General features: G+C 63.2%; 11 protein-coding genes. 8 read left to right on the plus strand and 3 right to left on the minus strand.

Annotated features, from left to right (window positions below; translation table 11 throughout):
* The first annotated feature begins 3 nt into the window (after nucleotides 1-3).
* From AC1DXO_RS20905 to AC1DXO_RS20920, 4 genes are all read left to right on the plus strand, one after another.
* The gene (locus tag AC1DXO_RS20905) at nucleotides 4-609 is read left to right on the plus strand and encodes a VanW family protein (protein WP_476980126.1); all 606 of its coding nucleotides are present in this window, start codon (nucleotides 4-6) and stop codon (nucleotides 607-609) included.
* Nucleotides 606-1649 carry a hypothetical protein gene (locus AC1DXO_RS20910; RefSeq protein ID WP_476980127.1) on the plus strand — a complete coding sequence of 348 codons (1044 nt, stop codon included), beginning with the start codon at nucleotides 606-608 and terminating at the stop codon, nucleotides 1647-1649. Before AC1DXO_RS20905 ends, AC1DXO_RS20910 begins: the two co-directional genes overlap by 4 nt.
* A gap of 211 nt (nucleotides 1650-1860) precedes the next feature.
* Entirely contained in the window at nucleotides 1861-6573 is a 4713-nt protein-coding gene (locus tag AC1DXO_RS20915; protein ID WP_476980128.1) for a PAS domain S-box protein, read from the plus strand.
* 11 nt (nucleotides 6574-6584) lie between these two features.
* A complete protein-coding gene (locus AC1DXO_RS20920) occupies nucleotides 6585-6983 on the plus strand; it encodes a response regulator (protein WP_476980129.1) in 399 nt (132 codons plus the stop codon).
* A 9-nt stretch (nucleotides 6984-6992) separates the two neighbouring features.
* On the opposite strand, the gene AC1DXO_RS20925 is transcribed toward AC1DXO_RS20920, so the two are convergent.
* On the minus strand, nucleotides 6993-8270 hold the full coding sequence (locus AC1DXO_RS20925) for a dicarboxylate/amino acid:cation symporter (protein ID WP_476980130.1): 1278 nt from the start codon (nucleotides 8268-8270) through the stop codon (nucleotides 6993-6995).
* A 39-nt stretch (nucleotides 8271-8309) separates the two neighbouring features.
* Entirely contained in the window at nucleotides 8310-9005 is a 696-nt protein-coding gene (locus AC1DXO_RS20930; RefSeq protein WP_476980131.1) for a TetR/AcrR family transcriptional regulator, read from the minus strand.
* A 110-nt stretch (nucleotides 9006-9115) separates the two neighbouring features.
* Between AC1DXO_RS20930 and AC1DXO_RS20935 the strand changes: the two genes are divergently transcribed.
* Nucleotides 9116-10321: a TCR/Tet family MFS transporter gene (locus tag AC1DXO_RS20935; RefSeq protein WP_476980132.1), complete on the plus strand. Its 1206-nt coding sequence runs from the start codon at nucleotides 9116-9118 to the stop codon at nucleotides 10319-10321.
* On the opposite strand, the gene AC1DXO_RS20940 is transcribed toward AC1DXO_RS20935, so the two are convergent.
* On the minus strand, nucleotides 10318-11361 hold the full coding sequence (locus AC1DXO_RS20940; RefSeq protein ID WP_476980133.1) for an NAD(P)-dependent alcohol dehydrogenase: 1044 nt from the start codon (nucleotides 11359-11361) through the stop codon (nucleotides 10318-10320). The genes AC1DXO_RS20935 and AC1DXO_RS20940 overlap by 4 nt on opposite strands.
* Before the next feature lie 218 nt (nucleotides 11362-11579).
* Here AC1DXO_RS20940 and AC1DXO_RS20945 point away from each other — a divergent pair, with 218 nt between their 5' ends.
* The 3 genes from AC1DXO_RS20945 to AC1DXO_RS20955 all read left to right on the plus strand — a co-directional run bounded on the left by AC1DXO_RS20945 (nucleotide 11580) and on the right by AC1DXO_RS20955 (nucleotide 13309).
* Nucleotides 11580-12032, plus strand: a complete 453-nt coding sequence (locus AC1DXO_RS20945; protein ID WP_476980134.1) for a hypothetical protein — start codon at nucleotides 11580-11582, stop codon at nucleotides 12030-12032.
* 54 nt (nucleotides 12033-12086) lie between these two features.
* A complete protein-coding gene (locus AC1DXO_RS20950; RefSeq protein ID WP_476980135.1) occupies nucleotides 12087-12326 on the plus strand; it encodes an alkylphosphonate utilization protein in 240 nt (79 codons plus the stop codon).
* Nucleotides 12327-12499: 173 nt separating this feature from the next.
* Nucleotides 12500-13309, plus strand: a complete 810-nt coding sequence (locus AC1DXO_RS20955; protein WP_476980136.1) for a hypothetical protein — start codon at nucleotides 12500-12502, stop codon at nucleotides 13307-13309.
* Nucleotides 13310-13336 lie beyond the last annotated feature (27 nt).

A 13336-nucleotide genomic window follows, 5' to 3' on the forward strand; every position in this document is an offset into this window, starting at 1 on the left:
GCCGTGGGGGCAGCAGATCATGTTATCAGCCGGGCGGATATGGCTGTATTCTTCGTCAAGTCCAACCTGCTGAAGGTGCGCCGCGCCGTGCGCGATGCCACAGGCGGTGTACTGCGATGGCGTGTGACCCATGGCAGCGGGAATGTACTGGCCGAGGTGGTGACGCCCCTGTATGGTGACGGCAGCGCAGAGGAACGCGGCTTGCAACTGGGCAAGGTGCAAAACCTGCGCATCGCGGCCAAGGCGTTGAACGGTCTGGTCATACCGGCAGGCCAGGTGTTCAGCTTCTGGGCCCAGGTCGGCATGCCCACGCGAAGTCGCGGTTATGTCGAAGGGCGCGAACTGCGTCAGGGCTGTATCATCCCGACGGTTGCCGGCGGGCTTTGCCAGATGAGCAACAGCCTGCATCTGGCGGCCGTTCGTGCCGGCTGCGAGATCGTCGAGCGCCATGGCCACACGGCGCAGGTGCCGGGCTCGCCGTTTGCGCCGGGCGAGGACGCGACCGTCTTCTGGAACTATGTCGATCTGCGCTTTCGCAGCCGGCAGGCCGTGCGGCTGAAGGTCCGGCTGAGCGAAAGCGATCTGCTGGTCGCCCTGGAGAGTGTGTGAACATGCACGGTCCGGAAAGCTGCGCCTCGTGCAACAAGACCGACTGCCATCTGAGCTTTGTCAGCCGCAATATCACGCCAGTCGCCGAGCGCACGGCCTGGATATTGGATGAGGCCTGGCCGGAGCATCGGGAATTCCTGACGGGACAGTGGCGCGACGACGACCAGGTGCTGACGCCGGGCGTGTGGGGCAAGACATTAAACCGCTACGATTGGGGGCGCGGGAAGGCGACGGCGACGTGGCAAACAGGTTTACGGCACTTGACCATGCGCCAGGTGGCCCGGGCACGCGGGGCCGTGCGCCAGGCCGCCTATCTGCGTTGCGATGCGGCCCTGGCTGGCGCCATGGCGCGGCGGATCGACTATCGCGCGCGCCATGTTGTGGTGTCGCAGACCCTGCTGCCGTTCCTGTGGCGCGACGGCGTGCTGGGGGGACGCAGTTTCGATGTGCTGATGACGCGCTATCCACTGGCCGATATCCATGCCCGGCTGGACGCGGTGCATGCCCGCCATCCCGACAGCGCAACCATCGCCGATTTCCGCGCGCCCCAGGCCGTGGTGGACGCCGAGACCGAAGCGCTGGGCGTGGCACGGCGGATCGTGACGCCGCACCATGACCTGGCCGAGGGCTTCGGCGCCCGCGCCCTGTGGCTGGATTGGCGCAAACCGGTCGTACGGCCAAGGCGGGCAGGGGCGCGCGTCGCCTTTGTCGGGCCGGTGATTACGCGCCAGGGGGCGCGGGAGGTGCGCAACATGGCGCGCGGCCTGGCCGAGCCCCTGATCGTCTTCGGCGCCGATCTGGAAGGCGCGGGCTTCTGGGACAGTGTAGCGGTTGAACGCCGGACCCTGTCGCCGGCCTGGCTGGACGATATCGGCGTGCTTCTGCATCCGGCGGCGATGACGGCAGCGCCGCGCCGGCTGCTGGAGGCCGTGGCGCATGGCGTCATTGTCTATGCCGAGCCGTCGTGCGGACTGGCGCCGGGGCAGTTTCGAGCCCTGGACGAATTTGACAAACAGCCTGCAATCAACTTCCCGGTGTGAAAATCTGAAATTATTTCGAAATCCGGGCGGTGAATTCCCGGCGGTCAATACCGTATTAAACATACCTGCCTATCCTGAAGACGAAAAGTAATGGCCTGAAGGCGAGACTTACGGCCGCTCAGGCCAGGGACAGGACAATGCAAGGCGTACCGGTAAAGCGTATCATAATCGTCGATCGCCTTCAGCCTATGACCGCCTGTCAGGCGGCATGATGACCGCGGCATCCGCACCTGCCGGCACGCAGGGTCGCGTCAGGGCAGCCGTCACGGCCTTCCTGGCGCATGACGCCATCCGGATTCTGATCCTTGCCGCCCTTTATGGCGTCACGGGCAAGCTTGGACTCTTCCTCGCCGTGCCTCCCGGCTTTGCAACCATCATCTGGCCGCCATCCGGCATAGCCCTGGGCATGCTGATCATGCATGGTCGGCGCTTATGGCCAGGCATTCTGCTGGGTTCGTTCCTCCTTAATGCCCAGATCGCCGGCGCCTTTTCGGCGAGCGATGGTCTTGTCGTCGCCAAGCTGCCCCTGGCCTTCGGCATCGCCGCAGGCTCCACGGTGCAGGCCCTGGCCGGCTGGTTCCTGGTCCGTCGTTTCATCGGCCTGCCGCTAAAATTCAACCGCTTCCGCGACATCGGCCGGCTGTTGTTGCTGTGTGGCCCTCTGGCCTGCGTCGTCGCCGCCAGCGTCGGCGTCAGCTGCCTCTATCTTGCCGGCGTCGTGCCGGCCGACAAGCTGTCATCGAACTGGCTGGCCTGGTGGGCCGGCGACCTGTTTGGCATTGTCGTCTTCCTGCCCCTGGTCCTGATGGCGCCGGGCGGCCGCACCCCCATCGAATGGCGCGGTGCGGTTCTGGGCCGCGCCCCCGTCCTGGCCGTCCTGCTCGTTCTCATTCCGCTCGGCCTGACCTTCTATGGCTGGAAGATTGCCTCGCAATCGGCTTACGACCATAGCCGTGAACAGTTCCAGGGCCTGACCTCCGAAAGCGAAAAGGCCCTGCTGCACCGTCTCGGCAGCTACGACAGCGCCCTGATAGGCGCTTCCGCCTACTGGCAGGAAACGCCGCATATGAGCCATAGCAACTGGCAGCGCTATGTCCAGGCCCTGGGCCTCGAACAGAACTATCCCGGCATCAAGGGTATAGGCTGGGTCCAGCCCGTCGCGGATGATCAGCTTCAGCTTCAGCGTCACGTAGCGGCTGTGCGCAGCGACGGCGTGCCGTCGTACCAGATCCACCCGATCACCGACCACGGTCCGCACTACGTCATTACCTATCTCGAGCCGCAGAACGGCAACGCCATGGCCATGGGCCTCGATCTCGCGTTCGAAACGCATCGCCGTGAAGCGGCGGAACTGGCGCGCGACACCGGCCGTCCTGCCATGAGCCGGCGCGTCATCCTCGTGCAGGACCAGGCCAAGCGTCCCGGCTTCCTGTTGTTCCACCCCCTGTATCACGCCGGTATGCCGACCGACACCGTGGACGCCCGCCGCCAGGCGTTTGCGGGCTGGCTCTACAGCCCTTTCATCGCCGACAATCTGCTGTCCGACCTGACCGCCAGCCAGGGCACGACGCTCAATCTGCGCGTTTATGACGAGGGTCGAGAGAGCCCCGACACGCTGATCTACAGCAGCGGCGCTGCGTCCAAGCCCGCCTTCACCCTGCGCCGCACCCTGTCGGTCGGCCAATCGCAATGGCTGCTGGTGTGGGACAGCACACCGCAGTTCGACACGGCCGGCCGATACTATAATCCAATCTTTATCCTGGTCGGCGGCCTGCTGTTCACCGGCATGTTCGGCGTTTTCGTCTTCGTCTCCTCCCTGCGTAACGGCGAAACCCTGCGGTTGCTCGCCGGCCGTCAGCGCTTTGTCCTGCCGGCCCTGGTTCTGGCGGTCATGTCGGCCGGCGCCGTTTACCTCTACAGGACGTTGGATGACCATGAGGTCAAGTTCGTCCATGCCCTGGTCGACAAGGACGGCGCCCGCGTCCAGCAGTTGATCGCCAGCCAGGCCCAGGCCGAGTTGGCAGCGCTCGATCGCATGTCCGGACGGTGGCGTCTAAGCGGCGGCACACCGCAGGCCCTGTGGCGTTTCGACGCCGCGGCGCATGTCAAACAGATGCCTGGCCTTGAGGCCCTGCAATGGCTCGACCGGGACCTGAAGGTGCAGTGGACCGAATCTGCCGCTATTGTCGATGCGCCGAGTTCCGCGGATCATCGGCAACTCCTGACGCGACTCGACGCTGTGTCCGGCAGCGACAAGGTCATTCTCGCGCCGCCCATGCGTCTCGGTACCCGGCCTGCCTTCGTCGCCTATGCACCGCTCCAGCGCAACGGACTGGGCGATGGCTATGTCGCAGGCACCTTTTCCGTCGACGGCTTCCTTAGGGCCGGCCTGCCGGCGGACCTGCGCGATGCCTACGCCGTCGAACTGGACAGTGCCGACAACAGCTTCGTGGTTGCAAAGCCGCCCGGTCCCGGCGCCGCATCGTGGCGCATCGCCAAGCCGCTGGTCATCGCCAACCAGTCCTGGACGCTGAAACTGACACCGACCGAAGCCTATATCCAGCGCCAGACCTCGGTCCTGCCGATCCTCGCCCTGATCGCCGGCCTGATCATATCGGCGCTGACCGCCCTGTCGGTCCAGACCCTGGTCGTCCTGCGCCTGCGCTCACGCGACCTGGAGAGTATCAACCGCCAGGCCACCGACCTGGCCAATCGCACCAGCACCATCCTCAACACCGTGGTGGACGGGGTCATCACCATCGATCAATTCGGCCTGGTCGAAGGCGTCAACCCGGCGGCCGAGCGCATGTTCGGGTATAGTGAAACGGACCTCATCGGCCACAACATCAGCGTCCTGATGCCCGAACCCTATCGTTCGGGGCACGACGGCTACCTTCATGCCTACGACGCGGCGCGCGGACATCGCGTCATCGGCCAGATGCGAGAAGTCCAGGGCCTGCGCCGCGACGGCTCGGTCTTCGCCATGGAGCTGACGGTCAACGAGATGGAGCTGCAGGGCCGCAGGCTCTATGTCGGCACGGTCAAGGACATCAGCGAACGCAAACACGCCGAGGACCAGAAACGTGCCCAGCACCTGCAGATCGAGAGTATCGCCCGCATGCTGGAAGACTCGGTCAACGAGATATTTGTCGTCGACGCCGAGACGCTGAATTTCTTGCAGGTCAATCGCGGCGGCCGCGAAAACCTCGGCTACACGCTTGAGGAACTGCGCGCCATGAGCCCGCTGGACATCAAGCTCGACCTGTCACGCGACGCCTATCTGGCCCTGATCGCCGATCTGCGCGACGGCCGTACGGACAAGATCGTCTTTGATGCCCGTCACCACCGCAAGAACGGCACCTGTTATGACGCCGAGGTCCACATCCAGAGGGGGACCTACGACGGCCGGGCCGTGCTGTTCCAGATTATCCTGGACATCACCGACCGCAAAAGTCAGGAAAATGCCCTGCGCACCAGCGAGGACACCTTCCGATCGGCCATGGAAAACGCCTCGATCGGCATGGCTCTGGTCGATACCTCCGGGCGCTGGCTGAGGGTCAACACGGCCATCTGCGACCTGCTGGGCTACAGCGCGCAAGAGCTGCTGGCCAATGACTTCCAGTCGATCACCCTGCCGGAAGACCTTGACGAGGATATGGCCCTGGTTCGCCGCGCCCTGGCCGGCGACATCGCCAACTACGTTCTCGAAAAGCGCTATGTCCGCAAGGATGGCAGCATCATCTGGACCCTCCTGACGGTCTCACTGGTCCGTGATTCCGATGGTCAGCCGCGCTATTTTATCTCGCAGATTCAAGACATCACCGAACGCAAGGAGATGGAGCGCCTGAAAAGCGAGTTCATTTCCGTGGTCAGCCACGAACTTCGCACCCCCTTGACCTCGATCCGCGGATCGCTGGGTCTCCTGGCCAGCACCATGGCTGAAAACCTGCCGGACAAGGCCTTGCGTCTCATCGAACTGGCGCGCAAGAACTGTGAGCGCCTGATCCCGCTGATCAACGACATTCTCGACCTCGACAAGATCGGTTCGGGCAAGATGCGTTTCGACATCCGCGAGGAAAGCCTGGCCGACCTGATCGCGCGCTGTGTCGAGGCCAACCAGCCCTTTGCCCAGCGCTACGGCGTCACCCTGGCAATGGCCCCGGTCGATTCCGGGCTGACGGCCCAGCTCGATGCCGCGCGCTTCGAACAGGCCCTGACCAACCTGTTGTCGAATGCGGCCAAGTTCTCGTCCTCGGGCCAGACAGTCGAAGTCAGGGTCACGACCGACCATGGCATAGCCCGTATCCACGTCCAGGATCACGGTCAGGGCATTCCGGAAGAGTTCCGCCAGCGCATCTTCGGCCGCTTCTCCCAGGCCGATTCCTCATCGACCCGCGCCCGTGCCGGCACAGGCCTCGGCCTGCACATCACCCGGCAGATCGTCGAACACATGGGTGGCCACATCGGCTTCGACAGCGAGGTCGGCGTCGGTACCACCTTCTGGCTCGACTTCCCGCTGGCGGTGACCCAACCGGCCGAGCTGAGCGGCGTCCAATTGCTTACCGAGTCCGCCGGCCGCGAACTGCCGAGCATTCTGCATATCGAGGACGACGCCGACTTCAGCCACTTCCTCACCGCAGCGCTTCAGGGCCGGGCCCGCGTCACGACGGCGGCTACCCTGCACCAGGGCCGCAGCCTGATCAGCGCCGAACGCTTCGATCTGATCATCCTCGACCGCAGCCTGCCCGACGGTGACGGCTTGTCAGCCCTCGGCGAAGGCGCCCCGCCGGCGATCATTCTATCCGACGAGGAAGCCAGCGAACCTGAGCAAGGCGATATTCGCGCCGCCCTCGTCAAGTCACGCCATTCCGAAGCCAAGATCATCGCCACCATCCTCGCACAACTTCCCGTTTATATAGATTGACGAGCCTCCGTATGTCCCGCCCACACCATATCCTCTGTATCGACGACGAAGACGATATCCTCGAAGTCGTTCAGCTTTGCCTTGAATACCTGGGCGGATTCCGCGTCACGGCCTTAAACAACCCTTGCACGGCTGTAGCGAAGGCGGCGGAGATCGCCCCCGATCTGATCCTGCTCGACGTCATGATGCCGCAGATGGACGGCCCGGCGACATTGAAAGCCTTGCGCGAGCAGCCCGCGCTCGATGATGTGCCCGTAATCTTCATGTCGGCCCGCGTCCAGTCGAACGAGGTGCGGCACTATATGGATATCGGCGGCAACGGCGTCATTTCAAAGCCTTTTGACCCGGATCGTCTCGCCGGCCAACTGACAAAGATCTGGCAGGACTTTCGGGCGGCGCGCGCCCTGTGAACGATGTCTTTAGGGGGCAGGCTCGGGGGCCGGGGCGTCCGGCTTGTCCGTGTTGAGCCGCTTGATAAAAGTGGCGGCGGCCACGTCCATGGTGACATTGCCGACGGTCCGCACCAGGTCGGGGATCATCTCGACCGCCACCAGCAGGCCGAGCGGCGCCAGCGGCACGCCCATGGCGACGGAGATCGGCGTGATCGAGGTCAGGAAACTGGCCTGGCCAGGCAGGCTGACCGTGCCCAGCGTGGTCGTGCCGGCCACGACTGCGCCGGCGATCAGGGTGGCGGGGCTCAACGGTATGCCCAGCCAGTGGGCGACATAGATGGCGACGCCCAAATTCATCGCCGGACTGGTGATACGGAATATGGCGACGGCGATGGGCAGCGATACGCCGGCGATCTTTTCGGAGACGCCCAGCGCCTCGCAGCTTCGCAGCATGGCCGGCAGGGAGGCCAGCGACGATTGGGTGCTCAGCGCCACGGCCTGGGACGGTGCGGTGGCGACGATGAACTTGCCGAGTGCGACGCGGCCGCCGAACAAAGCCAGCGGATAGGCCAGCAGCCAGGCAACGGCGCCGATCGATGAGATGGCGACGATATAGTGGAGCAGGGCGCCGATGGCGGCGGTTCCGGCATTGACGCCGAGCGTCAGGGCCAGGGCAAAGACACCGATCGGCGCCAGCCACAGGACCCAGCCGACGACGATCATCATGGCGTCGGAGATGGATGCAAAGAAGCGGACGATCGGCTCGCGCGCTTCGGCGGTCAGGCGGGTGACCGCGACAGCAAACACCGTCGTGAAGAACATCAACGGCAACAGGGCGGTGTCGGCGGCAGCGGAAATCGGGTTGGTCGGCACGATGGTGCGCAGAAAGGCCAGCGTGTCGGGGACTGTGGCAGCGGTCTCGCTCGAGGTCTTGATGCCCTCGCTGAGCGCGCGAGCGGCCGAAGCGGGCAGGGGCCAGTAATCGAGCAGCAACGGCATCAGGATGGCGGCCAGCCCGGTCGATATCCACAACAGGATGACGTACAGACCGACGGACTGGAAGGCCAGTCGTCCGCCGCGCGCTTCGTCGGCTGTGCGGGCTATGCCGACGATAAGCAGCGCGACAATCAGCGGGATAATGGTCATCCGCAAGCCGTCGAGCCACAGCCCGCCGGTAAAGTCCGCGATCCGTTTGGCGGTTTCCAGCCCGCCCCAGCCGTAATGCACCCAGGCAATACCGGTGGCCAGTCCAACTGTCAGTGCCAAAAGGATACGCCATGTCTGTCGGGTGGCTGGCTTCATCATCTGACCCCGGATCGATTGTGCAGTGCGAAGGGCAGCATATTAAATGCCGAACGTCCAGTCCTCTTGACTTGTTTCCTGACTGCTCACGTATGGCGTATAGGCTAAGGCCGCGGTCAGGGCGGCGGCCCCCTGGGTGATAATGGTGAGAAAGGCGGCTTTAGCCTTTTTCTTGTCCTGGGTTTCCCGGAAGACCCGGTGCGCCTGGATAAAGGCCACGGTCCAGGTCGCCAGAAGCAGGCCGGCTGCCAGGTGGGCGTCGGGATCGTCAGGGCTCTGCCCGGCGCTTTCGGCCAGCGCCACCGCAACCATCTGCGCGATCTCATCCCGTATCGCCCGGGCTCGCGCCTTCAGGGTTTCGCTGCGCTCGACTGTCTCGACAAAACCCTGGCTATTTGCGGAAAAATCGACATAGGGCCTTTGCTCGGCCACCAGCCGATGAGGGAGGCGGCTCAGGGCCTCGATCGGCGACGTACCGGGCGTGCGCTGGCGCAGGGCTTCGCGCACGACGTTACGCACCTCTTCGTCGCGATCGAAGAACATGTCCTCCTTGCGCGGGAAGTAGTTGAACACGGTCATCCGCCCGACATCGGCAGCGGCCGCGATCTCATCCACCGTAACGTTCTCGAAGCCGCGCTCGCGGAACAGACGGTCGGCAGCGGCCGATATGGCGCGCCGCGTGGCAAAGCGTTTGCGGGCGCGGAGGTCCGATGGTTCCGGGGAGACTGGCGAGGACATGCGGTTATGGATAGTCCGATTTTTATACTGAGTACAGATTTTTCGTTGACGGCCATGTGTCGAAAGTGTAGATAAATATACTAAGTACAAAGTTATATCGAGTATATTAAATGCCCCAGAAAGTGTCCAAGAACGGGTCGCTCGCCGTTATCTACGCCACAATCTGTCTCGACGCCGTCGGCATAGGGCTGATTTTCCCAATTCTGCCTCGGCTGCTGGCGGACGTGACGCACAGCCAGCATATCGCGCCCTATATCGGCATCATGACGGCGCTGTACGCGGTTATTCAGTTCGTCTTTGCGCCTGTCTTGGGTGCATTGAGCGACAAGCTGGGCCGGCGTCCCGTGCTGCTCATCTCCCTGGCCGGAGCGGCGGTCAACTACCTCATCATGGCCTTCGCGCCGCAGCTTTGGATGCTCGTCCTGGGCCGCGCCATTGCCGGCCTGACCAGTGCCAATGTCTCGGTCGCCATGGCCTATATCACCGACATTTCGCCCGAAGACAAACGCGCCCGCCGCTTCGGACTGTTCAACGCCATGTTCGGCGCCGGCTTTATCATTGGGCCCGTGCTGGGTGGGCTGCTCGGCGACCATGGACTGCGGCTACCCTTCATCGCCGCCGCCGTACTCAATACCGGCAATCTGCTGCTGGCTCTATTCGTGCTGCCGGAATCGCACACGCCCGTCCGCCGGAAGATCGACCTGGCTGCGCTCAACCCGTTGCGGCCGCTGCGCTGGGCCTTGTCGCTGAAAGGACTTCTGCCGGTCATATTGGTATTTTTCATCATGAGCGGCATAGGCGAGGTCTACGGTACCTGCTGGGCGCTTTGGGGCTTCGACGCGTTTCGATGGAATGGCCTGTGGATTGGCCTGTCGCTCGGCGCGTTCGGTCTCTGCCAAACTGCGGTGCAGGCCTTCCTGCCAGGGCCGGCGGCCAAACTGTTCGGCGAACGCGGAGCCGTTTTCGTCGGCATCGGTTGCGCCTCTATTGCCCTGGCCGTCATGGCCTTCGCGCACCACGGTTGGATCGTCTTCGCCATCATGCCGGTCTTCGCCCTGGGCAGTATCGGCACGCCGTCGCTTCAGGCCTTGGCCACGCGCCAGGTCGATGCCGCCCGTCAGGGCCAGTTCCAGGGTGTCCTGGCCTCGGCCGTCAGCTTGGCGTCGATCGTCGCGCCGCTGGGCTTTTCGACGCTGTATTTTGCGGTCGAAAAGGCGTGGCCCGGCGCCATCTGGCTGTCGGTGATTGTCGTCTATGCGATTGCAGTGCCGCTGATCGCTCTGGGCACTCGCACGCAGAGCGCGACGCCTGGCTAAAGCGTCGCCATATCGATGGTGAAGCGGTACTTGACATCGGACTTGAGCATACGGTCGTAAGCCGTGTTGATCTCGTCCATGCGGATGACCTCGACGTCGCTGACGATGTCGTGCTCACCGCAGAAGTCCAGCATCTCCTGGGTTTCGGCAATGCCGCCAATCATCGAGCCCGCCAGGGTCTTGCGGCCCATGATCAGTCCGAAGGCTATGACTTCGGCCGGCTTGTCGGGGGCGCCGACCAGGACCATGGTGGCGTCGAACTTGAGGCAGGCGATATAGCCGTTCAGGTCATGCGGCGCCGAGACACAGTCGAGAATGAAGTCGAAGGAACCTGCCTGGGCGGCCATGGCGTCCGCGTCCGTCGAGATGACGACCTCGTCGGCGCCCAGGCGCTTGCCGTCCTCGATCTTGCCGGGCGAGGTGGTGAACAGCACAACATACGCACCGAAGGCATGGGCGAATTTCACCGCCATATGACCGAGGCCGCCCAGGCCGATAATGCCGACCTTCTGGTTCGGGCCGACCTTCCAATGGCGCAGGGGCGACCAGGTGGTGATGCCGGCGCACAGCAGGGGCGCGGCGCCGGCCGGGTCGAGATTTTCCGGCATCTTCAGGACGAAGCTTTCGGCAACGGTGACGGCGCCCGAATAGCCGCCGTGGGTCACACCGCCGGAAATCTTGTCGGGCCAGCCATAGGTCAGGGTGTTGCCGGTCTGGCAATATTGTTCGAGGCCGGAGCGGCAGCTTGGACAGGTGCGGCAGGAATCGACCATACAGCCGACACCGACCAGGTCCCCGGCCTTGAACCGGGTGACGGCCGAGCCGGTCTTGACGACGCGGCCGACGATTTCATGGCCGGGAACGACCGGAAAAACGCTCATGCCCCATTCATTGCGCGCCATATGCAGGTCGGAATGGCAGACGCCGCAAAACAGGATGTCGATCTGCACGTCCTCGGCCAGGGGCTCGCGACGGTCGATAACGAATGGCGCCAGCGGCTGATCGGCGCTCGTCGCGGCATAGGCTTCGCATTTGAACATGATGAACATCCTGAGTTGGGAAGGGGACTGAATCGCCGAAAGCGGTGCGCGGTGAACGGAGCAGACCGGCGGCAGGCTGTCAATCGCCATACGGTAAAGTGACACTGTCAAAAAACGGTCATGCCATATCGGGCCTTTACAAACGCCGCGTAGTCGCGACATGGACATCGGGTCAGGCCCTGGCCTAGTTTTCCGGCAACAGAGTATGGAGACTATTCATGAAAACGACCGGCTTTCTGACATTGGGCCTGGCTATCGCAGTACTTGGCGGCTGCTCGCCGAAGAGCGAAACGACGGAAACCACAACGACAAACACGACAACGGTCACCAGCTACGTCGGCGAGTCCGCGGCGGCCTCAATTACCTCCGCCGAAGCCTCGGCGCTGGAGTCGGCGGCAGACCTGTCGAGCTTCACCGGTAAGTGGACCGGACCCGAAGGCACCTACCTGACCGTCACCCCCCAAGGGCCCGACTATCTTGTCACGGTGGCCAATCTCGACGGACCACGCGACTTTACCGGCAAGGCGACAGCCAATGGCATCGCCTTTACGCGCGACGGCCAGGTCCTCACGATCCGTAAGGGCACGGGGGAAGATACCGGCATGAAGTGGCTGGCCGGCAAGCATGACTGTATCGTTGTGGCGGCGAATGAGGGCTATTGCCACGACTGACCGCGCCCTGTAGGGATCGGCCATTCCAGACACACAGCGGCTGAGCGGGGCAAAATGGCACACGACGATGACGATGATATTGTCGTAAAAGACAGCAACGGCACGCGTTTGGCCGACGGCGACAGCGTGACACTGATCAAGGACCTGAAGGTCAAGGGTTCGGGCGGCGTCACGCTGAAACGCGGTACGCTGATCAAAAATATCCGCCTGACCAATGACGAGGCTGAGATCGAGTGCAATGCCGACAAGGTCAAGGGCCTGGTCCTGCGCACAGAGTTCGTCAAGAAGGCGTGATACGCGCTGCCAGCGGCGGTTGGCCAGTTTGATGACGCGCATACCCATCGAAATTTTATGAATTCCTTGCCATAGAGTTAATGGCGCCGCGACGAAAAGCGGCGTTAGGGGGCACAATGAACCCGGCTTTTTTTGTCAGGCCCCAAGCCTTCTCTTTAGGATAAGGACCCATCATGGCCCAGGATATTGTCAGGGATCGCGCACCCGGGCGTGGTCTGCAACCCTTCGTCATTCTGCTCGCTGCGATCGCCCCGATCGTCACCGCGCGCTTGACCGATTTTCTGCATCTCGGCGTCAATGTCGAACTGCGTTCGGCAGTGACCAGCCATCCTCTGGTGCCGTGGTCACCCGCCTTCGCCATCTGGGGCGCCATCTATCTGTTCGCTTTGATCGCGGCCGTCTGGCAGATGCTGCCGGATCAGAAATATAATCGCGCCCTGCACGCCGTTGGGTGGAATATCGCCGTGATCGGCTTTGTCAACGCGCTGTGGCAGGTCTGGGTCCCGATGGAGGGCTTCGACTGGGTCAGTGTCGCCCTGGTCTTCATTGCGCTTATTACCGGTATCAGTGGGCTGTTGCGCTTGCGTCAGGACATGGTGCTGTCGCGTGACGACGAACTGCTGGTCTTCGCACCCCTGGCCCTGGTGACGGGCTGGCTGACGGCGGCCTGCTTCGTCAATTTCACCAGTACCCTGGTCGCCGGCTACTACGCCCTGGACCCCAGCTATGTCAGCGTGTCTCTGGGCTTCCTGGTGGGATTGATCCTGTTCGGCGGCGTCATGGCGTGGCTGACCGAAAGCCTGGTCTATTCCGGCGCGTTGGTGTGGGCTCTGTTCGGGATATTGATGGCCAATATCTATCGTGATTCACAGCCCGCCATGGTCACCGCCTGCGTCATCGGTATCGCGCTGGTCGGCCTGGTCAGTGCCTGGGCAGTTACCCATCGCCACGAAAGCGGACCCATGCACTTGCGTCGCGGGTGAAGTCATTTCGTCATTTCCGGAAATTGG

The sequence above is a fragment of the Asticcacaulis sp. P2_C5 genome, assembly GCF_056404555.1.

Excerpts from the sequence above, each read along its gene's own strand:
- AC1DXO_RS20955 (WP_476980136.1), top strand. The coding sequence starts at position 12,500 with ATGGCCCAGGATATTGTCAGGGATCGCGCACCCGGGCGTGGTCTGCAA.
- AC1DXO_RS20940 (WP_476980133.1), bottom strand. The coding sequence starts at position 11,361 with ATGTTCAAATGCGAAGCCTATGCCGCGACGAGCGCCGATCAGCCGCTG.
- AC1DXO_RS20920 (WP_476980129.1), top strand. The coding sequence starts at position 6,585 with ATGTCCCGCCCACACCATATCCTCTGTATCGACGACGAAGACGATATC.
- AC1DXO_RS20945 (WP_476980134.1), top strand. The coding sequence starts at position 11,580 with ATGAAAACGACCGGCTTTCTGACATTGGGCCTGGCTATCGCAGTACTT.
- AC1DXO_RS20950 (WP_476980135.1), top strand. The coding sequence starts at position 12,087 with ATGGCACACGACGATGACGATGATATTGTCGTAAAAGACAGCAACGGC.
- AC1DXO_RS20935 (WP_476980132.1), top strand. The coding sequence starts at position 9,116 with ATGCCCCAGAAAGTGTCCAAGAACGGGTCGCTCGCCGTTATCTACGCC.
- AC1DXO_RS20915 (WP_476980128.1), top strand. The coding sequence starts at position 1,861 with ATGACCGCGGCATCCGCACCTGCCGGCACGCAGGGTCGCGTCAGGGCA.
- AC1DXO_RS20925 (WP_476980130.1), bottom strand. The coding sequence starts at position 8,270 with ATGATGAAGCCAGCCACCCGACAGACATGGCGTATCCTTTTGGCACTG.
- AC1DXO_RS20930 (WP_476980131.1), bottom strand. The coding sequence starts at position 9,005 with ATGTCCTCGCCAGTCTCCCCGGAACCATCGGACCTCCGCGCCCGCAAA.